This is a genomic window from Pedobacter sp. 22163 (assembly GCF_052045595.1).
Classification (GTDB): domain Bacteria; phylum Bacteroidota; class Bacteroidia; order Sphingobacteriales; family Sphingobacteriaceae; genus Pedobacter.
In genome coordinates, this window is the sequence record NZ_JBQEPM010000015.1 from 78,836 (window position 1) to 102,564 (window position 23,729).

18 protein-coding genes are annotated in these 23,729 nt (G+C 38.3%); 5 read left to right on the forward strand and 13 right to left on the reverse strand.

The window, feature by feature from the left end:
- Positions 1 to 172: 172 nt before the first annotated feature.
- The 5 genes from ACTJKN_RS26365 to ACTJKN_RS26385 form a co-directional block, all read right to left on the reverse strand.
- The gene (locus ACTJKN_RS26365) at positions 173 to 1,243 is read right to left on the reverse strand and encodes a porin (RefSeq protein WP_440828605.1); all 1,071 of its coding nucleotides are present in this window, start codon (positions 1,241 to 1,243) and stop codon (positions 173 to 175) included.
- Positions 1,244 to 1,409: 166 nt separating this feature from the next.
- A complete protein-coding gene (locus ACTJKN_RS26370) occupies positions 1,410 to 1,970 on the reverse strand; it encodes a K(+)-transporting ATPase subunit C (RefSeq protein WP_440828606.1) in 561 nt (186 codons plus the stop codon).
- A gap of 128 nt (positions 1,971 to 2,098) precedes the next feature.
- A complete protein-coding gene (gene kdpB / locus ACTJKN_RS26375) occupies positions 2,099 to 4,126 on the reverse strand; it encodes a potassium-transporting ATPase subunit KdpB (RefSeq protein WP_440828607.1) in 2,028 nt (675 codons plus the stop codon).
- A gap of 29 nt (positions 4,127 to 4,155) precedes the next feature.
- Positions 4,156 to 5,874, reverse strand: coding sequence for a potassium-transporting ATPase subunit KdpA (gene kdpA / locus ACTJKN_RS26380; RefSeq protein WP_440828608.1), 1,719 nt, complete (start codon positions 5,872 to 5,874; stop codon positions 4,156 to 4,158).
- Positions 5,875 to 5,911: 37 nt separating this feature from the next.
- Positions 5,912 to 5,989, reverse strand: a complete 78-nt coding sequence (locus ACTJKN_RS26385; RefSeq protein WP_082035969.1) for a potassium-transporting ATPase subunit F — start codon at positions 5,987 to 5,989, stop codon at positions 5,912 to 5,914.
- Between the two features lie 539 nt (positions 5,990 to 6,528).
- On the opposite strand from ACTJKN_RS26385, the gene ACTJKN_RS26390 reads away from it, so the two are divergent.
- Together ACTJKN_RS26390 and ACTJKN_RS26395 are read left to right on the forward strand one after the other, a co-directional pair.
- Positions 6,529 to 6,714: a hypothetical protein gene (locus ACTJKN_RS26390; protein WP_440828609.1), complete on the forward strand. Its 186-nt coding sequence runs from the start codon at positions 6,529 to 6,531 to the stop codon at positions 6,712 to 6,714.
- Between the two features lie 94 nt (positions 6,715 to 6,808).
- On the forward strand, positions 6,809 to 7,447 hold the full coding sequence (locus ACTJKN_RS26395; RefSeq protein WP_440828610.1) for a Crp/Fnr family transcriptional regulator: 639 nt from the start codon (positions 6,809 to 6,811) through the stop codon (positions 7,445 to 7,447).
- Between the two features lie 69 nt (positions 7,448 to 7,516).
- Here the strand turns inward: ACTJKN_RS26395 and ACTJKN_RS26400 are convergent, their stop codons facing one another.
- From ACTJKN_RS26400 to ACTJKN_RS26430, 7 genes are all read right to left on the reverse strand, one after another.
- A complete protein-coding gene (locus ACTJKN_RS26400) occupies positions 7,517 to 9,004 on the reverse strand; it encodes a redoxin domain-containing protein (protein ID WP_440828611.1) in 1,488 nt (495 codons plus the stop codon).
- Between the two features lie 4 nt (positions 9,005 to 9,008).
- On the reverse strand, positions 9,009 to 10,130 hold the full coding sequence (locus ACTJKN_RS26405) for a redoxin domain-containing protein (RefSeq protein ID WP_440828612.1): 1,122 nt from the start codon (positions 10,128 to 10,130) through the stop codon (positions 9,009 to 9,011).
- A gap of 39 nt (positions 10,131 to 10,169) precedes the next feature.
- The gene (locus ACTJKN_RS26410; protein ID WP_440828613.1) at positions 10,170 to 11,549 is read right to left on the reverse strand and encodes a RagB/SusD family nutrient uptake outer membrane protein; all 1,380 of its coding nucleotides are present in this window, start codon (positions 11,547 to 11,549) and stop codon (positions 10,170 to 10,172) included.
- An 11-nt stretch (positions 11,550 to 11,560) separates the two neighbouring features.
- Positions 11,561 to 14,944 (reverse strand): SusC/RagA family TonB-linked outer membrane protein, encoded by a 3,384-nt coding sequence (locus tag ACTJKN_RS26415; RefSeq protein ID WP_440828614.1) that lies wholly within the window; start codon positions 14,942 to 14,944, stop codon positions 11,561 to 11,563.
- Positions 14,945 to 15,123: 179 nt separating this feature from the next.
- Positions 15,124 to 16,116: a FecR family protein gene (locus ACTJKN_RS26420; RefSeq protein ID WP_440828615.1), complete on the reverse strand. Its 993-nt coding sequence runs from the start codon at positions 16,114 to 16,116 to the stop codon at positions 15,124 to 15,126.
- Positions 16,117 to 16,277: 161 nt separating this feature from the next.
- Positions 16,278 to 16,874, reverse strand: a complete 597-nt coding sequence (locus tag ACTJKN_RS26425) for an RNA polymerase sigma factor (protein ID WP_440828616.1) — start codon at positions 16,872 to 16,874, stop codon at positions 16,278 to 16,280.
- A 393-nt stretch (positions 16,875 to 17,267) separates the two neighbouring features.
- Positions 17,268 to 18,233 (reverse strand): phosphatidylinositol-specific phospholipase C, encoded by a 966-nt coding sequence (locus ACTJKN_RS26430; protein WP_440828617.1) that lies wholly within the window; start codon positions 18,231 to 18,233, stop codon positions 17,268 to 17,270.
- Positions 18,234 to 18,405: 172 nt separating this feature from the next.
- On the opposite strand from ACTJKN_RS26430, the gene ACTJKN_RS26435 reads away from it, so the two are divergent.
- From ACTJKN_RS26435 to ACTJKN_RS26445, 3 genes are read left to right on the forward strand one after another with little or no spacing between them, the layout of a single operon-like run.
- Complete coding sequence (locus ACTJKN_RS26435; protein ID WP_440828618.1) at positions 18,406 to 19,590, forward strand: glycosyltransferase family 87 protein; 1,185 nt, start codon at positions 18,406 to 18,408, stop codon at positions 19,588 to 19,590.
- Positions 19,587 to 20,519 carry a glycosyltransferase family 2 protein gene (locus tag ACTJKN_RS26440; RefSeq protein ID WP_440828619.1) on the forward strand — a complete coding sequence of 311 codons (933 nt, stop codon included), beginning with the start codon at positions 19,587 to 19,589 and terminating at the stop codon, positions 20,517 to 20,519. Before ACTJKN_RS26435 ends, ACTJKN_RS26440 begins: the two co-directional genes overlap by 4 nt.
- A gap of 1 nt (position 20,520) precedes the next feature.
- Positions 20,521 to 21,303 carry a polysaccharide deacetylase family protein gene (locus ACTJKN_RS26445; RefSeq protein WP_440828620.1) on the forward strand — a complete coding sequence of 261 codons (783 nt, stop codon included), beginning with the start codon at positions 20,521 to 20,523 and terminating at the stop codon, positions 21,301 to 21,303.
- A 24-nt stretch (positions 21,304 to 21,327) separates the two neighbouring features.
- On the opposite strand, the gene ACTJKN_RS26450 is transcribed toward ACTJKN_RS26445, so the two are convergent.
- Complete coding sequence (locus ACTJKN_RS26450; protein WP_440828621.1) at positions 21,328 to 23,094, reverse strand: S8 family peptidase; 1,767 nt, start codon at positions 23,092 to 23,094, stop codon at positions 21,328 to 21,330.
- Between the last annotated feature and the right edge of the window lie 635 nt (positions 23,095 to 23,729).

Consider the following 23,729-nt stretch of genomic DNA (forward strand, 5'->3'; position numbering starts at 1 on the left):
AGCATGCCTTCAGTAAATAAAAACAAATGCTTAAATCGGTAAGCTTCAGTCGAAATGACGATATTATTTCTTTTAAATTCAAATGTCATTTATATTGATTTTTATAAATAAATTACCTCTCAGGATGATAAATCTTAAAGAGTAATCCTCATACCCACGCAGACGAATCGTATTAAAATGAAACCGCTATACTCGCTGTAAGGGCTGCATTCGCATTTACCGCAGCGCCATCTCTTGCAAATATTTTGTCTTTACTATCATAGGCTTTTCCTTCCAATCTGATTACTGCATTTGCTACGGGCGAATAATCAAGATTTAACGAGTAACCCTTGGTTTTAAAACCCTGTGGCGTTCCGGTTGCAATAAAAATTCCATTTTTATCTTCATAATATTCGAATCTTCCGGCAACTGCCCATCTTGGTGCAAATTTATATTGTAGAATTGCTACCGGTGAGATCACCTCATTTTTATCATCACTTCCTTTTTGTTTTTGCTGCGTTCCGTAATCAAATCCAAGGGTTACACCAAATTTATCAGTAAGCTGAAAGATGCCATAAATATTGTGGTAAAACCTGTTTACCCTAACCGAATCGGCCCCTTCCGTTCCAAGATAATTGCTGTAGTTTACCGTAATCTTAGCTGTTGGTTTCCAACTTAATTGAAGTCCACCTGCGGGTTTGTTGTTTCCATTCTGGCGGCTAATGCGTTGCCATCCGTTCAGATAAAGTGCCGTTGCCGTAAATTTGCCATCTTTGGTACCATAGGTAATTTTCGCACCCGACTCGTAATAAGGGGTATTCTCTGAAGAAATATTCCTGGTGAGTACCCAACAGTCTTTCGAAACCGCACCTTCAAAACCAATGTGTGAAGAAAAGATTCCGGCGTCGATCCAAAGGTTTTCCGACTTCGATAATTTTACGCCTGCATTGGCCTCGAAGATATTTTTTAATACCCCAGGTTCGGCAGCAAGATTGGCATTGGCATAAGTTCCGGCCATGACTGCTAAGTTTGCGCGGATATTTCCTGTATCATAGGCGGCTTTAATAAATCCAAGGTTCAGGTTAACTTCGTTTGCACGGTTATGTGAATAAATAAACCCCGGTCGGTTATGATCGGCTGGTTTGTTAAAATCGTATCCATAATAGGCCTCAAGATAACCCGTTACTTTAATTTTGGGTTCATCCTGTGCTTTTGCAAAAAAAGTGATGGTAAGTGTAGCGGCAAGTAATAATAATTTTTTCATCTGTATTCTATTTATTTTATCTGATTTTTTTATTGAGTAAAGTATAGCACGATCGTCATCTCGATCCGATAGCTATCGGATGAAGTGCAGCGGAATGGAGAGATCTTAAACAGGCAGTAACTAGATCTATTCACTACGGTCGGACGATTTATCGTTAAACCACCATTTAAAGCTCATCAAGGGCAAGGTTTAATTTCAACACATTTACCGATGAAGGACCAAAAACACCCATAAACGGTTTAAGGGTATTCATTGCAATAAGTTCTTTCACCTTTTTCGCATCTATATTTCTGGCTTTTGCAACCCTCTGGATCTGAATCGCGGCGCCTTGCTCGGAAATATTTGGATCAAGCCCGCTTCCTGATGCAGTAACCATATCGGCAGGGATATCTGATTTCTTGATGCCCGGATTGTATTTTAATAAAGTATCAATACGCGACTGCACTTCCTTTAAATAATCGGGGTTGGATGGCCCTTTGTTAGAACCTGCAGAACCAGCTGCATTGTAAGCAACCGCCGATGGTCTGCCCCAGAAATACTGCGGTTTGGTAAAAGATTGACCCAACAAGGCATAACCAACTGTTTTACCATTTTTGGTGATTTTTTCTCCTCCACCGTTCCCTTTAGACATTTTGCCAATAAAGGCCACAGTGATTGGATATACTACGCATAACAGTACCAACAGTACTAGGGTTAAGCGGATGGATTGAATGATATACTTTTTCATGATGATAATTTTAATTTTTCTTTGCTGTCATGCTGAGGGACGAAGCATCTTTGATTTAAGGCAGTGCCAGATTTTAGGGGCTTCCCTTTCGCTTGCAGATTCTTCGCTGCACTCAGAATGACAGGTTTTTAAACAAATAAGCCAACCAATAAATCGATTATTTTAATCCCTATAAATGGGGCTATTACACCACCAATACCATATATAAACAGGTTTCTGCGCAATAAGGCAGTTGCGCCGATAGGTTTGTAAGCTACCCCTTTTAATGCCAGAGGAATCAGGATTGGAATAATGATGGCGTTAAAAATTACTGCCGACATGATGGCTGATTCTGGTGAGTGCAGGCCCATAATGTTCAGGCTTTGCAAGGCAGGAATTGAAGCGATAAACAATGCCGGAACGATGGCGAAATACTTGGCCACATCATTCGCGATGGAAAAAGTGGTCAGCGTACCACGTGTAATTAGTAACTGTTTACCGATCTCTACGATTTCGATCAGTTTAGTGGGGTCGTTATCCAAATCGACCATGTTACCTGCCTCTTTTGCAGCCTGTGTTCCACTGTTCATGGCTACACCAACATCGGCCTGTGCTAAGGCAGGTGCATCATTGGTTCCATCCCCCATCATGGCTACCAATTTACCTAAGTTCTGTTCGTCTTTGATGTAGTTCATTTTATCCTCGGGTTTGGCCTCAGCAATAAAATCGTCAACACCGGCTTTCTCAGCAATATATTTAGCTGTTAATGGATTATCTCCGGTAACCATCACAGTTTTCACACCCATTTTTCTTAAACGTTCGAAACGTTCACTGATCCCTGGTTTAATGATATCCTGTAATTCGATTACGCCAAGGGCTTTTTCATTTTCAGATACCACGAGTGGCGTTCCTCCATTGGTAGCAATGGCCTTTACATGATTTTCGATATCGGAAGGAAAAATATTCCCAGCTTTTTCTACAATATTCCTGATCGAATCGAAGGCTCCTTTTCTAATTCGTCTTCCTTCAAGGGTGTCTAATCCACTTGAGCGGGTTTCTGCAGTAAATTTGATAAAAGTAGATCCCTGAGGTGTTCCGGCAGACATAACACCCTGATCAGCAGCAAGTTCTATGATTGATTTTCCCTCTGGGGTTTCATCGGCCAAAGAGCTCAGCAGACAGGCATCAGTAAAAGCTTTAATATTTACACCTGCTGTTGGATAAAAATTGGTCGCTTTACGGTTACCAATAGTGATCGTTCCAGTTTTATCTAAAAGCAATACATCAATATCTCCTGCAGTTTCTACCGCTTTACCTGATTTGGTAATTACATTGGCTCTTAATGCCCTGTCCATTCCGGCGATACCGATGGCAGATAAAAGTCCGCCTATAGTGGTTGGGATCAGACATACAAACAGCGAGATCAGTGCAGCAATTGTAATCGGCGTATTGGCATAATCAGCAAAAGGTTTTAGTGTTATGCATACGATGATAAACACCAACGTAAAACTGGCCAGTAAAATGGTTAAAGCAATTTCGTTTGGTGTTTTCTGGCGCGATGCACCTTCAACCAAGGCAATCATCTTATCTAAAAAGCTTTCGCCTGGGGCAGTACTCACCTGAACTTTAATCTCATCAGATAATACTTTTGTACCGCCTGTTACCGAAGATTTATCGCCTCCCGATTCGCGGATTACAGGAGCAGACTCGCCGGTAATGGCCGATTCGTCGATGGTGGCAATACCTTCAATAATCTCTCCATCAGTTGGTATGGTATCGCCTGTTTCGCAAATAAACACATCGCCTTTTTTTAACTGATTAGATGAACGGATTTCGATGGTTCCATTAGCCAAAATTACTTTTGCGGGTGTTTCTTCTCTTGTTTTACGAAGACTGTCTGCCTGTGCTTTTCCTCTTGCCTCTGCAATGGCTTCGGCGAAGTTTGCAAACAACACAGTAAGCAAAAGCACTAAAAAGATGAAGAAATTGTATAATGGCGATCCTTGTCCACTGTGGCTAAAAGAGTATACGGTAACATAAGCCATTACCAGCGTTCCGATTTCGACGGTAAACATGACCGGGTTACGCACCATTACCCTCGGATCTAGTTTGATGAAAGATTGTTTTAGCGCGGTCTGCACCAAGGCAGGTTCGAACAATTTATTATTGGGTTTCATTTTTTTATTTATTATGTGATTTCACAGATTTATTTAAGCATGGTAAAATATTCCGCCAAGGGTCCTAAAGTCAGAGCAGGGAAATAAGATAATGCGTTCAGCACCAGAATAACTGCAAAAGTCATCAGGGCAAAGGTTTTGGTATCTGTTTTAAGCGTACCGGCTGATTCGGGTATGAATTTTTTAGCACCTAATAATCCGGCGATGGCAACAGGTCCGATAATCGGTAAGAAACGGCCTAGAAAAATCACAATGCCTGTGGATAGATTCCAGAAGATATTGTTATCGCCCAATCCTTCAAACCCTGAGCCGTTGTTGGCGTTGGATGAAGTCATTTCGTATAACATTTCTGAAAATCCGTGGAAACCAGGGTTATTGAGCCAATTTTTAGGTTGTACTGCCCATGCGGCATCGCCATGACTTGTAATAACATAACTTGCAATGGCAGTTCCGGCAAGGATTAAAAACGGACTTAACAAAGTGATAATGGCCGCAATTTTAATCTCTCTGGCCTCCACTTTATGCCCAAGAAACTCCGGCGTTCTTCCCACCATCAAACCTGAAATAAATACAGCAACAATGAGGTAAATGAAGTAATTCAATAAACCTACGCCGCAACCCCCATAGAATGAATTAATCATCATTCCAAGTAATTGCCATGTACCTGACATCGGCATGGTACTATCGTGCATGCTGTTTACCGATCCGGTAGAAATAATTGTCGTCACAGTTGCCCAGTAAGCAGAGGCAGCCGGGCCAAAACGGACCTCTTTACCTTCCATTGCTCCCGTTGTTTGTGAGATACCCATTTTCGCTAAAGCTGGGTTTCCGCCCAACTCCGAGCTAAGCATCGGGATGAGCAGCATAAACAAACCAATGGTCATTACACCAAAGATGGTCCATGCTAGTTTTTTCCTGCAGATGAAATAACCAAATGCAATTACCATTGCAATAGGAATGATTACCTGCGCAATCAGCTCAACCATATTGGTAAAATAACTTGGGTTTTCAAATGGATGTGCCGAATTGGCTCCAAAATAACCTCCACCATTAGTGCCTAAATGTTTAATGGCAATCATTTGAGCAGCAGGCCCTCTCGAAACATGTACGGTATCGCCTTGCAGGGAAATAAATTGATCTTTACCCTCATAACTTGCCGGGGTACCGTTAAAGGTTAAGATTAGCGCCATCACAAAAGATAATGGCAATAATAAACGGGTAATAGATTTTACAAAGAATTCCCAAAAGTTGCCAAGCTCGCTAGTTGTTTTATCTCTAAAAGCTTTGAAAAGGACAACTGCAGCCGCAATACCGGTTGCGGCACTTACAAACTGAAGAAACATGAGCACATATTGCTGGGTAAGGTAACTTACACCACTTTCGCCCGAATAATGTTGCAGGTTACAGTTGGCAACAAAACTGATAATGGTGTTAAAAGCCAAATCTGGCGACATCGCAGGGTTGCCGTCGGGATTGAATGGAAGTTTATCCTGAAAGATGAGTACAAAAAAGCCGTAAAACAACCATAATATATTAATGGTAAGCAGTGCTTTTAACTGCTGTTTCCAGTTCATCTGTTCTTTAATATTGATTCCGGAAAGCTTGTAAATGCCAGTTTCCAATGGTTTTAAAAAATCTGTCCAGACTTTTTCTCCTGCAAAAACCTTAGCCAGGTATTTACCCAATGGTATTGCGATGACCAGGGTGAGCAGGAAGGTGGCGATAATGCCTGTTGATTCAGTGTTCATTTTTTGATTTGTTAATTATCCTCCGTAGAGGAGAGGATTAAAATTTTTCGGGTTTGATCAGCACGTAGATCATATAGATAAATACGGCGATGGCGATAATGAATAATGCGATCATAATGTTAGATTTTTTCGAACCAGTCGATTGATTTGTAAGTAGCCCAGCAGAGCAGGATTAGGATTAAAAAAATGAGTATGGTCATGATTGTATTGATTTTACATGCCATTAGCCAACTCTTATACCACAAAAGGAAAACAAATCATAAACAAATGTTTTACAGTTAGTTACAAACAAATAGAGCTTTTAAAATTAAATTAGACATAAAAAACCCTTCCATTTTGGAAAGGTTTTTTTCATTTGGGAAGAGATGATATCGTTGTCATTCTGAACGAAGTGAAGAACCCGAAGGCTCTGCGAAGCAAATCTTTAACGATTGCTCTGTTCAATCTCTTGTTATGTCCTGCTGAACTAACTCTTGCCTTAGTCTCTTGCTAAAACCTCATAATATAATTCCGTGTTCTCCGAGTCTCCGTGGCAAAAAACTAAAGCCTTAGCGAGACGCTAAGACTAGAAAAGCATTAACAAGTCAAAAAACTTTGTTGCCACATTACACGTATGTCAGTTAAAACGCAAACAGACGTATAATGAGAAAGGGCATGGTAATACAAATCGATCAATCGTTTGGCTTTGGACTTATACAAGATGAAAACGAACAGGAAATTGCATTTTGTTTAGCAGATCTTAATGAAAGTATTAATACAGGTGACCTGGTAGAATTCAAAATCGAACTAATGGCGCATGGGCTTACGGCCACCAACCTTCGCCTATTATTATTTATTTAAATACACGTTTCAGATTATTTTTGTATATTATATAACAGCAGGATGATTATTTATCAAAAAAGATCTCTTTTTGAACCTAAAAGTTTATAACATTATGCCCAATTCTAACAACAGTTCTTTTGTACGGCCACTTCTCCAGTATATGGAACAATACCATAAGCTTTCCAGTAGCCTTATTGCACAGTACGAAAAACATTGCTCATTAGTCACAATCAGAAAGAATAAACACATTGTTTCCCCTATTGATAGTAATGCAGCACTTTACTTTGTAAAAAGTGGCATTGTTCGTGGTTTTATAAAAGATGGGGGCAAAGATATTACCACCTGGTTTTGTTTTGGGAATAATATTGTAGGCGCCATTCGTCACCCTGATTTACAATCTAACCACTCTGTAGAATATTTACAGGCGTTAGAAGATTGCGAATTGATCCGCATTCCTTATACGTTAATCGACTATGCGTATTCCCATTTCGAAGAAGCCAACATTATCGGGCGAAAACTTTTAGCGGTACATTACTATGCTGCGTCTGAAAGATCTATACTGGCCAGAATACCCAATGCATTGCGACGGTACCAAAAGCTGGCAGAAAGCGGAAAAGTAGACTTAAACAAAATACCGCTACGCTATTTGGCAAGCTATTTAGGAATGAGATTAGAAACCTTAAGCAGGGTTAGAAGCAAAGAACTGCATAACAAAGTAAATCACGGTGTTACCGTATTAATAGAGAAATAATGGCCTTTAAAAAAACAAACCCCGTACAGTTATTTGTACAGGGTTAAAATTTCAGTAAAACACAAAGGATTAACCTTTTTTAATCATATCGATCATCATCGAAATTTCATCTACTGCAGCTTCATTGCTACCATCAAAACCCATTAGGTTAAATCTGATGTTCCCTGCAGGATCGATCACAAATTTTGAAGGAATTCCCGATACTTTATAATCAGTAACCACCTTGTTAATTTTCGAATCAGGATCTTTGGTATCCATTAACACCTCGAAACTATATTTCTGCGATTTAATATAATCGCTCGCATCCTGAGTTGGCGAAGCTGTTTTCTCCCAGGTATGAATAAACAAAAACTTCACGTTTGGATCTTCTTTATATTTATTAACCGCCATTTGCATTGCAGGGAACGAAGCCTTACAAGGCCCACACCAGGTAGCCCAAAAATCGAGGATTACCACCTTACCCTTTAAACTGCTCAATGTAACTTTTTTGCCTTCAATATCGGTTAATGTAAAATCTACAGCTGGTTTATTGATAATTTCTTTATTGAGTTTTTGCTGTAGATTGGCCAGAATCCCTTTTCTGATTTCAGCAGCATAGGCGTCGAAACCCGCATCACTTCCCTTTACTTTGATATAAAGTGTTTTAAAGGCACTGCTCATTTCATCATTGGCTTTGCCCGATTTTACGGCCTCTTCCAATTTAGTATAAGCCTCCTGATTTCTATTCAATGCCATCAATATTTTGGCGTATTGAAAATTTGATCTTGGAGAAGCTGTTTTTGGGTTTTTAGCCGCTAAATCGGCATAAATAAGTGCTTCATCATACTTTTTTTGTTCGAAAAGAATACCTGCATAAGTCATGGTTAAACCTGGGTACCCAGATGCAGCAAATTTGGATGAATTTTCGTTAGGTAACTTTCCATCGTAATAAGTTTTAGCAATTTCCATGGCTTTTTTATAATATACAGCTGCATTTTTTAAATCGCCGGTTTTATAAAAAGCCTCTGCAACACCACCAAACCCGTTTCCTTTCCAAAAATCTACCTGCAGCTTGTTAATATACTCAATAGCCTTAGCCGCATTTTTTTCTCTGGCATATTTGGAAGCAATAGCTGATACCACATAATCGTACACAATCAATTCTTCTCCAGAACCCGAAACCGGAAATTTCTTAATCCAGACTTTATAGGCATTTTCTTTACCTTGTGCTGTTTTCTCGTCATAAATTTTGCCAGCTTCCTGCGCCCTCGCTCTCGAACCTTTAGGAAACTTCTGTAATTCTACCTGAACAAGCGAATCGGAAGCTTTTACGTTTTTTAACCGATAATAATAATTAATGGCCAGGTCAACATCTTTTTCCTGATCGGCAGCAGCCAGTTTTTGTAATTTGGTTGCCAATAGTACTTTATCTGCAGGTTCCTTCGAAGCTACCAGTTTGTCTAGATAAATCCTGGTTGTATCTACTGGTTTGGTTTGTGCTTTTAAACCACTTGTACTTCCTAAAATGAGGATAGAAAGCAATCCTAACATTTTGTTACTGATATTTAATGTACTCATGTGATTAATCTTTAAATAGGTTTGATAATGTATTGTTCAATTCTTCTCCACGTAAATCTTTTGCAACCACTTTTCCGTCCTTATCCAATAAAAAACTTGCAGGAACCGATTTTACACCATATAATGCCGCGGCAGAATTTGACCAGCCTTTAAGTTCAGAAACATGTTTCCAGGTTAAACCATCATCGTTAATTGCTTTTAGCCAGGCTTCTTTTTTACTGTCTAACGATACGCCCAAAATTTCGAAGCCTTTATCATGATATTTTTTGTAGGCTGCAACTACATTCGGATTTTCCTTACGGCAGGGACCGCACCAACTTGCCCAAAAATCTACTAAAACATATTTTCCACGAAGTGCAGAAAGTTTAAGTGGTTTTCCATCTACATCATTCATTACAAAATCTGGAGCCAGTTTTCCCGGAGCAGTTTTATTGGTTAATGCTAAACTGGCTTTAATGGCTTTTCCATAAAATGAAGCTTTAACCGCTGGAGCAAATAATGCATACATAGCTGCTGCTTGTTCCGGATATGGATAATTAATAAAGCGATCTTCTACAATTGCGGCAACTGCTACCGAAGAGGCATGTGCTGTTACATAAGCTTTTATTGCATTTTGGTTAAGCACATCAAGTGCTTTAAATTCATCATCGAAGGATTTACGCTGTGCCGGGCTTAAGGTCACTTTGCCTTTTTGGTTTGCGCTATCTAAACGATGGTAAATATCACCAGCTTTTGATGTTATCGATTTCCAAGGGCCATTATAAAAACCAAAATAAACGTCGGTTTCCGGCGAACCGATCACTTTGGCCATAAACAACGAATCCTTATCGCCAATGATTGAGATGTTTCTATTTTCTAAAAGAAAGTTTTTTTGTTGTTTACCGCCTTTAAGCTTTAAAGCATACATTTTAACCTCAGGCACGGTACCACTAAAAGTGAAACTGCCATTGGTAATAACAGCAGAATCCTTAATTTCTTTCTCGCCAATGTTATGCGAAAGATAAATTAATCCCTTATCTATCCCTTTTATCTTACCCGTTAATTTATATCCTTTTTGTATGTTAAACGCACTTGCTACTAAGAGAACCAAGGTAGCTGTTGCTATTAATTTTATTGTCTTTTTCATGATTGATGTAGTTATGGGAGCCAAACAAGCTCCCAATAGTTAATTTTGATAACCTGGATTTTGTGTTAAATTGGTATTGACAAGAATTTGTGCCTGAGGAATCGGGAATAAAATGGAAGTTGATTTCCAGGTCGGTTTTAATGCACCAATTACAGCGTTTGCACGATTGGTTCTTTTTAAATCGAACCAGCGGTGGCCCCATTCTCCAAAAAATTCTACTTTTCTTTCTTGTTCAATGGCTGTTAACATTTGCGCCTGATCTAAAGTAGCACTTACACCACCTAAGCCAGCCCTGCTTCTAACCATATCGATATCTGATTTTGCACCAGAAAGATTGTTTTGCTGTGCCCTGGCTTCTGCACGGATCAGGTATTGCTCAGCAAACCTAAGCGCAACATTATATTCATTGCCAGTTCCAGTGCCTATTTTATATTTGCTTATGCCATAGTAGGTTTTCCCGCCAATTGTTTTGCTAACTGTCCAATTGGTTCGGCGTAAATCAGTTATGTTTTCAAAGCTTTGATACGTTACATCTGCAAGAGTATAAGTTGGAATTACCGAAGGCAAGGTTACATATGCAGCACCAGGCACAGAAAGACCCGAAATATTACCGATCTGCCAGATAATTTCATTACTGGCATTAACAAAAGCCGCTTCTGGAGCTGGAAGTGTATAAATGGCTGAACTTATAACCTGTGTAGCCTGTGCTTCTGCATTTGCATAATCTTTTTGATAGAGGTAAACACGAGCTAAAAGTGCTGTTGCTGCATACTTGTTCACCCTACCTCTAAATGTGCCTACATAAGCTGTAGGTAATAGATTTTGCGCTTCAGTTAAGTCCTTTATAATCTGTGTATAAACTCCTGTTATTGCTGTACGCGGTAAAGCTGCATTTTCGAAGGCTGAATAATCGTCTTTTAGTGGCAACGGTACGTCTCCATAAAGATTTACGAGGTGGAAATAAGCAAACGCCCGCATAAATTTAGCTTCACCCAAAAGTTGATTTTTTACAGAAGGGGTCAAAGTTGTGGCAGCGCTAAGACCACTAATAGCGTTATTAGCATTTTTTACCAATTGGTAAGTTGTTCCCCATATGGTATTAGCTGTGCCATTATTATTTGAGATTGAATTGTTTGCGAACTCCTGGGTTAATACTACACTTGCATTATACTGCAAATCATCACTAGAAACCCCCGAGTAAAAAGTAAGCGAAGTAATTAAGCCATTGGTAGCCTGCGAAGAAAAAGAATACAGGCCCATCACAACGCTCTGTGCAGCGGCGTCTGTTTTAAAGGCATCTTGGAACAAAATCTGAGTGGGGGGCGCCCCCAATTCTACAAATTTTTTGCAAGAAGAAACAGTTAAGACTGTTGTAAGGATAATTGCTTTATAAAAGAAACTTCTATATATATTTTTCATGATTTAATCAGTTAAAATGAACAGTTAACACCAAATACAATTGTTCTTAATGGAGGTAACACCTGACTAAGTGTACCAGTGCCCAAACCCGGAGGCCCACCTTGAATCGTTGTCTCGGTATCTAAGATGTATTTGTTCTTTGCCCATGTATATAAATTCTGGCCTTGAATAAAGATGTTACAGCTAGACATTTTAATCTGCTTTAACCATTCTGTAGGCAAAGAATACGATAGGTTTACAGACCTTAGTTTTAAATATGAGGCGTCCCCATATACTGCATCAGAAGATGTGAAATTGTTATAGGAAGCGGCAATTACTGATCCTGCTGTTGCCGATGCTCCGGGTAAGTTAGCATTTGTGTTTGTCGGCATCCATCTTCCCAACCAATAGTCGTTTTGGTTACCAAGTGCCCCAGGCCTGTTATTTACAATTTGCGTAACGCCAAAGCGGTGGTTAAATTGAAAAAATATGCCAAGTTCAAAATTCTTATAAGTGAAAGTATTGTTGAAACCTCCAAAAAATGGTGTTCCTAAATCTGCAATATAAAGGTCCCTGGTGGTAATACTACCATCACCATCTTTATCCTCATAAACCGCTGCGCCGTTGGCAGGGTTAACGCCTAGAAAGTGATACAGACGAATGACATTGATTGGTTGCTCTACAATATAAGATGATGAATAAAAAGATTTCTCCAGACCTGGGAAAGCTGTAACTTTATTACTGGTAAAAGTGAAGTTCGCAGAAGTTTTCCACGAAAAATCTTTTGTCATCACATTGATGGAATTCAGTTCAAGTTCCAGCCCTTTATTCTGTATTGTAGCTGGTAAGTTTAACATATAACTGTTGTATCCGCTTTGACTGGCTAGCGCATTCGAAGTGATTTGATCTGCAGACCTGTTTCTGTAATAGTTGGCAGTAAAAGAGATCCGGTCCTTTAAAAAACCCAGATCTATAGCAAACTCCAATTTTTTGGTGGCTTCCCATTGAATTGATTCGTTAGGTAATGTGTTAACATTTGTGGCGGCATTGCCCAAATACGCAGTAGATGAAGAATACAACGGTAAATAGATATAATTAGGAATCTGATCATTTCCTGTTGTGCCGTAACTTCCTCTAATTTTACCAAAACTCAGGAAAGGAAGTTTGTCTTTTATAAATCCTTCATTTGAGAATACCCAGCCTGCACCAATAGCACCAAAATTACCGAAGCGGTTTATCGTTCCAAACCTTGATGAACCATCTCTTCTGAATGTAGCATTAAAAAGATATTTTTCCTGCCAGTTGTAGTTCAATTTGGCAAAAATAGCATCATATTTATACTTTACAATATTGTTATACCTTACCGTAGTGGTACCGGCAGCGCTCAATGTACCCAAGAGCGCTTCATTGCTATAATTGGTTCCGGAAAGATAAAGGCCGTTGGATGTGTTTTGCTGAAAACTTGTTCCAATAAGCGCAGTTAACACTCCTCCACCAATATTTTTAACATAATCTAACGTTGGCTCAATAATCCAGTTTTGGGCATTCAGATTAGTGAAATCAGCCGAACTTGAAGGATTGTTCGCAGGATTTTGAGCTGATGCCGGATTTGTAGCTGTCTGATCCAACCTGGTATTGGTATAACCAAAATTTGCTTTTGCCGTTAAGCCTTGTAAAATGGTGTACCTCAAATTGGCATTAGCAATTAAGTTATTGGTTACCCCATTGTATCGCTTTAGTAAAGTTGCCAGCGGGTTAGTATAATTTGTAGACCAAAACAATTTACCTGCAGCATCGTAAAGTGGCAAATTTGGCGGCAAATTGTACACTGATGAAATATCTTCGGTTGGTATATTGGTATTATCATTAGCATAACTAACAGAAAACGAAGCTGTGAATTTCTTATTTAGCGAGCTATGGTCTAAATTCAATCTCGAAGAGAATCTTTTGTCATTATTATCGCCTAAAAAGACAGTACTTTCTTTTCGGTATGCAGAATTGAAGAAAAAGCGGGTCTGCTCATTACCACCAGACATTGATGCCTGAATTTCATTTATATGGCCCCTGTTCCCAATAAACATTTTTTGGAAATCGGTTGAGCTGTTTCTGTCCCATACCGTCAAATCGGGGGCATTATTGCTATTCGGCGTTGCACCATCATTTTTAAACGCTTCTGTCCGCAGTGCCAGGTATTGTTCCAGATCTAACATGGGGATAAAACGGTTCACTTCTGTAAAGCCAGTGTTAAGGTTGAGTCCAATTTTTACGCGTCCGGGTTTTCCTTTTTTGGTCGTAATTAAAACTACGCCATTAGCACCCCTCGATCCATAAATTGAAGTGGCATCAGCATCTTTCAAAATATCGATACGTTCAATGTCAGATGGGTTGATCATACTGAATGGACTAATTCCCCCACTTGCGCCAGAAATTCCAGAAGCATTTAAATTATCTGTTGGCGGCTGACCTCCATTGAAATTGGTAAACGGAACACCATCAATCACATACAAGGGAATCCCTCCTTGCGAAAGCGAATTCTGCCCTCTGATCTGCACCTGAATGGCTCCCCCCGGAACGCCGTTATTCTGGGCGATCAATACACCCGACATCCTGCCGGATAGTGCTGCCAAGGGATTTCCAACTGGTTGTTTTTCGATTTCTTTCGCTGTAATAGATGCAATAGAGCCTGTACTCGTTTTTCTCGTTGTAGTACCATAACCAATAATCTGTACCTCGTTCAGGCTACCAACTGAAGGTTTCATTACAATCTTATACGAATTTTCCGAGCCGATAACCTGTTCTGCATTCTGATAGCCAATACAAGTAAAAAGCAACACTTTTGTTCCCTCATCCGGCACGTTAATTCCAAACTGGCCGTTTCTATCGGTCGCAGTACTTACCTTATTACTTTGTTTCAGCAGGATTGAAACCCCAGGGATGGGAACTCCATCTTCATCTACCACAATACCAGAGATCCTGATGTCGACAGGCACCGCTTTAACTTCTGGTTTTATCGAAGAAATTAAAATCCTGTTATTTAACTGCGTTATTTTAAAACGTTTGGAGTTAAACAGCACATCAAGCAGTTCCTGAACCGTACGTTTTTGCACCGGGATATTTATTTCCTTTAGTTCTTTAAGATCGGTATTCCTGTAAATAAAAATAAAAGGTGTTTGCTTTTGAATTTTTTCAATAGCAGAGAATACACTCTCATGATTTAATCCAAGCACTACTTCTGTATTGGAGATCGATTGACCTTTGGTATTAGAAGCAAAGATTAATGAAGAGGTGGCAAAGGTTATTATAGCTAATACAAAGCTTAAACGCATAATCTGACGAATTAGATATCGTGATTTTTTGGAAGCGAAAAATTTCTTACAGGGATTCCCGCCCTCTGCTGATTGTGCAGAAAATTTCATAATTTTAAATGTTTTAAATGATGCCTAAATTGTTTAATACATGCTGTTCCAATTCCAGCTGGAACAGCGCAAACTTTATCTCTCTGTCTTGCAAGGACAGGGAGATTTTTTCATCAGATGTGGAAATAGTAGAGTTCTTTCATGTAGTTCGGTTTGTTTGGTTTTAGTTGATTGATTATTTAATTATTGCAATCCTTGCCCGAAATAAAAATCTCGTTGGCTTTGGTTACATATGCTGCATTATTAAAAGAAGTTATCACCTGCAAAATCTCATCGAGGCTTTCACCCTTCTGAAAAGTAGTGGTAAAACGGCAATTTTTGCCCCGGTCATCTACAAATGTAATTTTGGTTCCAAATCGTTTGGCTAGTACGTCAATGGCATCTTTCATGGTAATATCCTCAAAGAAAATATCTTTTGCCTGCCAGTCTACAACTTCCTGCGATATCACTTTGGTCAAGCTTGGCATTTTTCTTTTCTCATCAAAGGTTAGCTGTTGATTAGGTGTAAGTACCCCTAAAAGCTTTTGATGATCTTGCACACTTACTTTTCCACGCGTTACTGTTACCACAACCTGCTGTCCGTCAATGGCTTTAATATTGAAAGCGGTACCTAAAACAGTTGTTTTAACTTTTCCTGCATAAACAATAAAGGGCTTGGCCGAATCATGAACAATATCAAAATATCCTTCCCCCTTAAGTGTAACTTCTCTGGTATTGCCATCAAAGTGTTGGGGATACAGCAAAACCGCACCATTGTTTAAGATCACTGTACTCCCATCCGGTAATACTATTTTTTTATGCTCCGTTTCTGCTACTACATTAACAACTGCGAGATTGGTTTTAGCGGTTATTTTTTGTGTGGCAGGTTTTAAAAAATAAAAAGTAGAAAAACCTGCAATTAATAATATAGCGGCCCAACCTATCCAGCCAAAATTTAATTTAAAAGACCTCTTTTCTTCCGCGCCGACAATTTCATTAAAAATTTTATTGGCCTTACTTTCTGCTATAGTTTCTTCAGATTGAAATAAATCCCAATCCTTTTCCATTAAGCGTTTTTCAAATTCAACATTGCTTGAGGCGTTAAGATGATTAAATAAAACGCTCTTTTCTTCTTCGGAGATCGTATTTTGAGTATACTTCTCCAGAAGTTCACTTATTTCTTCATTTTTCATACAAATGGCGATATAGAAAAGATATTATTTTGTTCGTTTTAATAGTTGACGTTTGTGAAACACAAAAAGAGGTAGTCAAAAAAAGTTTTTTTTAAAAAAAAACAACCAATACTAAGAAACAACTTAAATCTTAGCAAAACCCTATAGAATTGATGAAGCGCTTATTTTAATAGTCCCAGAAAAACGAAAGAGATGAGTGGTATAGCATTATTTTCACCAACCAGGCTACGTAATGTTTTTAAGGCTTCCCGTAAATGAACTTTAACAGTAGCGGGTGCAATATGAAGTATTTCTGCAACTTCTTTTTGTTTCATCCCTTCAATATGGCACATGCGGTAAACCAATCCTTGTTGCTTAGGAAGTTTAGCCAGTAATTGATCAACGTAGCTTTGCGCATCTTTCCGCATAATGGCATCTTCAGTCCCTGTGTCCTGCTCGCTCCACACAACTTTCTGTAAGTCTGATGTTTTGTTTTCAGCGGCAATAGCCCTAAGCAAGTCTAAAGTAAGGTTAACGGCAATTCTTCGAATGTATCCACCAAAGTTTTCAACAGCATTGAGATTTTCTCTTTTTAACCAGATTTTCAGAAAGGTTTCTTGAACCACCTCTTCAGCTCTTTCTTTAGATTTAAGGTAGCGGTTGGCGTAAGAAAAAACTTTATTTTTATAAGCATCAAAAATCAAGCGAAAGGCCTGTTGATCGCCAACAGCTATTTTGAGAATTAAATCCCGTTCCTCTCCCAATTCCTTATTTTGCATATACTAATATAATATTTTCAAAGCAGGTTTTTTGGTTGGCGACGTGTTTTTGCAGTGCAAAAACGCCTCATTCATTAATTACACTGAATTTAAAAACAATCCATAAGTGCTAAAAAATTAGTCCCTAACCTACAATGGTTGCAAATTATATCTTCGGTCCAAATCTATAATTTTTGGTAAGACTACAAAAAATCACACAATTATTTCTAATTCTTCTATAATTTGACAATAAAAACCGCTAAACAGTCAAAATATGATCAGTCACTCCAAAAATAAATCAAGAATTAAAATTAATCATCGAAATGTATGAATTTTTATAAAATGTTGCACCGTACTTTACAATACAGTGCATCATTTTATATTTTACTGAACCAATAAATCTATGCGTTAAGATTAGAAATTTGTATTAATGATTAATTGGCTTCTGCCCGAATCAACAAAATCAAGTGGAATGATTCCGAATTTACCATGGGTATTGTTGGTAAAAAACGTATTGATTTTTGGATTGATGAAATTAGATACAGTAGTAATACTTGGGATACTGAATATACCTGCCTTATAACCACTTGCATAGTTCAGATAAAGCCTGTTGGAAGCATCATTTTTTGCCTCATTTAACAATGTTTCTACTTTTGTCCATTTAGTATTCACATCGTTAACATTGTAAAAATCCTGAACTTTTAACGTTGCAGCATTATTGATATCAAATGTGGTATTATCAGCCCAGGCCGTAGCATCGATTCCTTTAGGCGATGATCCGGAAAACCTTCTTAAGAGTCTGATTTTTCCACGGATACTGCCCAGTGTTGGAATATTATTCCCCAAATCCCATTTTACAGGATTTTGCTGAACATAAGCATCAAAAGTTTGCTCAAACGACCTGGTGTTGTTTGTTGGCGTATGCTCCTCTTTAACACTCATAATGATTGTTTCGGTTGGATGGCTATTCAGAAAATTGATACACGCATTTAGTACGTCATTAAAATTAAGGTTCTGATAAATTGCCCCGTGATGGATCGCGAAAGCATTATCAATGTGCCTGCAGCGAATGTCTAGATAACGGACGCCCGCATTTAATTGATCGGTAATACTCAGGTTCTGGCATTTTGCAGTACCTGCAACTTGCTCTTGTGTTGCGCCAGAATCATGCGTACCAGGAATAGAAATGGCAGCGATGCTTGTTTGGTCGGCTACTACACTCATCCAACTGTTTAATGAAAAGCTTAACAATTGAGCATTTGCATTTGCCGTGCTTTTTAGATTGGAGTTTGAAAAATTGCCTTTTGGTTGTTCTTCTTTTTTACAGGCACTAAAGGTTAGCACCAGGGCCACAAAAAGTGGTAGTTGTAATTTTCTCATAGTTTTTTAGAAAGATTGATGATCTATTTGGTTCAGGATAATAAAGCTAGTAAAAGGCTTTACTAAATCGATATACCATAAATAATTTCATAATTAATTAATATTGATCGGGCTAAGCTGATCCATTTCGGATTGATGGACCGAAATAGTTATATTAGCAGCATTAATCATAATGAACACGTTCACACAAACCAATCTGACGAAGCTATCTTCATTCCTTTTAAAAAAGCAATGCGTAATTGCCATTTATCTTCTACTGGCTATTGTTGCGGGTTACAAACAGTATCACCATCATTCTTACAATAATTATCTGATTTTCAAATATGTATACTGGCATACTGTAGATCTGCAAAATTTATACAGTAATTATCCAGAATATTTTGACAGTAACCACTACGGACCTGTATTTTCAATCTTTATTGCGCCTTTTGTACTGTTGCCCGATGGTTTAGGTGCTATTCTTTGGAATGTGGCCAATGTATTGATTTTGCTTTGGGGAATTTACAGTCTGCCGATATCGTTAAACAAGCGCACTATTATTGCCTGGATCTGTGCACACGAAGCCTTAACTGCACTCTTCAGTTTTCAGTTTAATATCGCCCTAACGGGGATTATTTTACTCAGTTTTTCTTACCTTATTAAAAAGAAAGAAATACAGTCTGCTTTTTTTATCGCTTTTGGTACTTTGGTTAAATTATATGGAATTGTTGGACTGGCATTTTTCTTTTTTAGCAAGAATAAGCTAAAATTTATCATAGGCTGTTTTATTGCTTTTGCGGTATTATTTGCTTTGCCAATGGTTATTTCATCTCCGGCGTTTGTAATTCAATCATATAGCGACTGGTATCATTCCCTTGCCCATAAAAATGATTTAAATGCATCATTGACTTCATTCCAGGATATTTCTTTAATGGGTATTGTAAGAAGGGCAACAGGTAACATAAACATTCCCAATGCTCCATTTTTACTGGTTGGTCTTGTATTATTTGGTTTGCCCTATTTACGGATTAAGCAATATAAACACCTTGGTTTTAGGTTAATGTTATTGGCATCGACACTTATTTTTACGGTTATATTTAGCAGCGGTTCTGAATCGCCAACCTATGTTATCGCTTTTGCAGGTATTGCCATTTGGTTTATCGTACAGCAAAACCCTAAAAAAGGATGGATAATTGCCTTATTTATTTTTGCATTTATATTAACCAGCCTATCGCCAACCGATATTTTCCCAAGGCCGGTTAAAGAATTTATTCGTCTATATTCGCTTAAAGCCCTACCTTGCGTTATCATTTGGCTAACCATAGTCTATCAAATGATGAAAGAAGATTTTGAGTCTTATCTGATTGCCGATAAATGAATAAACTAGTTTCTATAGTAATTCCTGCTTACAACGAAGCCGATAATATTTTTGTAATAGCCGAAAGTATTAAAAAAGTTTTTTCGACCATCAACTACGATTATGAAATTATCCTGGTTGATGATGGAAGTGCCGATCATACGCTCGAAAAAATAAAGGATTATGCTTCAACCGCAAACAACATATTCTTTCTCGAATTCTCTAAAAATTTTGGCCACCAATTAGCGGTTAAAGCGGGCATGGACCATGCTTTTGGCGATTGTGTAATTTCTATGGACTGCGATATGCAACATCCTCCGGAACTGATTCCGGAAATGCTACAGAAATGGCAGGAAGGTTTTGAGGTAGTATACACTATCAGGGAAGAAGATAAAAATTTATCCAAAGGAAAAAGAAGTTCATCAAACCTATTCTACAAAACCTTAAACTGGTTATCGGATATTGATCTCGAACCAGGTGCAGCCGATTTCCGCTTACTTGATCAAAAGGTTGTTAGCGTTTTTAGGAATTTTCATGAAAACGAGCCCTTTTTACGTGGTTTGGTAAAATGGCTTGGCTTTAAGCAATTCGCCATTCGTTACAATCCTGCTGCACGCTTTTCGGGGAATAGCAAATATACCTTTAAAAAGATGTTAAGGCTGGCCTTACACGGCGTTACCTCTTTCAGTATAAAACCCTTATATTCTGCGGTTTACCTTGGTTTTATTCTTTCTTTTGCCTCTATATTATACATACCCTATATTATTTACGCTTTTGTAAATCATGTGGAGGTTTCTGGTTGGGCATCTGTAATTATGACTATTGTCTTTTTTGGAGGGCTACAACTCATTATCTTAGGTATTATAGGCATTTATGTAGGTAAAATGTTTATGCAGTCTAAAAACCGTCCTAATTATATTATCCGTTCAACCAATATTCAGCAAAAATAAAATGGTACTGTTAAGTTTTGATATCGAAGAGTTTGATATGCCTTTTGAATACGGAAAAGATATTTCATTTGAAGATCAGATTGCCATTTCGAGGGCTGGCACCATAACGATTTTAGACATTTTGGATAAATTTGAGGTGAAGGCTACTTTTTTTTGTACGGTTACTTTTGCCGAAAATATTCCGGATCTGATTAAAAGGATTACAGAAACAGGGCACGAACTTGCCTCGCATGGCTATTACCATTCTGATTTTAAACCCGAACATCTTCTCCAATCCAAACTAAAATTGGAAGAACTTTCGGGCAAAAAAATTACGGGTTACCGCATGGCGAGAATGATGCCCGTTGACGAAAAGGAAATCGAAAAAGCCGGATATACTTATAATACGTCCATTAATCCAACCTATTTACCAGGACGGTACAACAATTTTAATGTTTCCAGAACATACTTCATTAAAAATAACGTATTGCAGATTCCAGCTTCGGTAAGCCCGTTAATTAGGTTTCCACTGTTTTGGTTATCTTTTCACAATCTGCCTTTAGGCATTTACAAAACATTAGCCAGCTGGACATACAAAAAAGATAAGTACCTGAATATCTATTTCCACCCTTGGGAATTTACAGATTTAGAAGATTTTGATCGCTTTGGTTTCCCGGCTTACGTAAGAAAAAATACAGGTACAAAAATGGCAAAACGCACAGAAAATCTTATTTCGTGGATGAAGGCCAAAAATTATCCTTTTGGCACCTTTCAGGAATTTATCCGAACTATTTCTTCAAACTGAAAATTGCCAATTCTAAACTGAAAACTATCTATACGTTTCGGCCAATTTAAGGGCATTGTAGGCATTAACAATACCTCCGCTAACGCATATTTCGCTAAAAGGCGTTCTAACATTCTCACCTCTTTCATTTTTATATTTCACCTTGTGTGCTACTTTCGAAACAGATTTCATGATAATCTCTCTTACCTGCGCTGGTTTTAAATCTGGGTAATAGCCTAAAATCAATGCCGCCAGGCCAGCAACAACAGGCGAGGCCATACTCGTTCCATCAGCTTCTTCATATTTGTTACCTGGCACCGTTGAGTTGATTAAAAATCCAGGGGCAAAAACATCTACATTATATTTGCCATAATTAGAGAAATCGGCTTTCAGGTTATCATCATCTTTGTATGCACTTGCTCCAACTTCGATCCAATTATTGGCATGAGGCAGATTAAATTTTGCTGAGTCGATTGGTACTGGCTTTACTAATGCAGATCGGTCATAAGCTGGCCTCATACCCATTCCGTTATTTTGTGACATAGGCTTAGGTGGGGTAAAATCTGGTTTGCTAGGCTTTTTATTGGCTTCTTTATAAGCTTCAGCCTCTTTGCTATCGAAAAACTTATTAGGGAAATTCTCCTCGATATCATTATTCTGGTTATCGTTTCCAGCTGCGTGTACCAATAATACACCTTTAAGTTCTGCATATTTTACAGCTGAGTCTACTGCTTTTTTATCCCATTTATAGCTTTTACCAAAGCTCATGTTAATTACTTTAGCACCGTTATCAACCGCGTATCTGATGCCATTGGCTACATCTTTATCCCGCTCATCACCTGTAGGTACCACCCTAATGGCCATAATACTCACATTATTGGCTACGCCCAAAATACCTATCGAATTTGTGCGATCAGCACCAATAATTCCCGACACGTGTGTACCGTGAAAAGCATCAGGGCCTTTTACGTCATTGTTTCCATAATCTTTTTGATAAGCATTACTGTAATCATCGCCAACTAGTTCTTCACGCATATCATACTTAGGGTTTAAGTTGTACTTCAGCATCGCATCGTATTGCTTGTACCCCTCTTTTATGCTTTTATAAAATTTCTCGAAACTACCATCTTCTTTGGCCCCTTTTCTGATGATTGTTTTTACCTGCTCCTCAGTTTCATCATCGGCTTTATATCGGTCAATATCCTCCATAGTGGGGATTTCTTTTTTATTGATCTTGGCTACAGAATCTAAAACTTTGTTAATGGCAATCAAAACTGAAAAGGTATTGCTGGCATCTTCGTACTTTTTGCCGAAATCGCCAACCATCTTCTTATACAGCTTAAATTCTTCTTTTTGTGTACTGTCTAAAGGTGTCAAATTAGTTGTCGACTGATATTTTGGCGTATAAATCCTTAATAAACGCACCAATTCCAAATTATCAAACTCCAGATTACCCTTTTTTGATCCGATAAAATTCCAGCCATGAACATCATCAACATAACCGTTGCCATCATCGTCGATTCCATTTCCGGGGATTTCTCTTTTATTCGTCCATAAGACATTTTGCAAATCAGGATGCTTGGTATCTACTCCACCATCAATTACCGCTACAATAATATTTTGCTTAGGTTTTTTATCTTTTAAAAGCTCACGATAAGCTTTCTCCGTACTGATACCGAAATATCCATTTTCCAATAAATCGAGGTTAAACCAATTGGCAGGGAGTTGTACATTCTTACTTTGAGCAAAAACGCTAAAATTTACACACAAAACAAAAGCAAGAAAAGTTAATTTCTTAAGGTTAACATTCATCATCATAATATGTACGTAATACTACAATAATACGGTTTTATTACCTTGAGGCTGAAAGATTTTACATTTTTTAACAAGAGTAAAATAATCATCTTTGAGTAGCTATAGTTGAGCATAATCAAAAAAATTAAATATTTTGATAATCTGGAGCGCAATGACAGTAAATATAGGTTAGGTTCCGTCCTGCTGTCCGCTGCAATCCTTTTGGATATCCACGCCTATCAAACAATTCATCATTAACCAAAAGGGATTTCCGCTGCCATCAGGGCTATCGAACTTGGGCCCGAAGGTGTAAACGGCAGAGGGATCGGGCTCTGCGCAAATTAGTGTAATCTGCGGGAACAGTTCCTTAACGGCATAAATAAATCATCTGGAGCTATGAGGATAGTATTTAATCAGAATCCTTCATTTTTATGACCTGGAGCGCAATGACAACAACTTATAAGGTCGGGTTCTGTCCTGCTGTCCGCTGCAATCCTTTTGGATATCCTCGCCGATCAAACAATTCATCATTAACCAAAAGGGATTTCCGCTGCCATCAGGGCTATTGAACCTGGGATTGAAGTGTAAACGATTGATGAATATACTCTGTGCAAATCAGCGTAATCTGCGGGAACAACCTCTTAACTCATCTT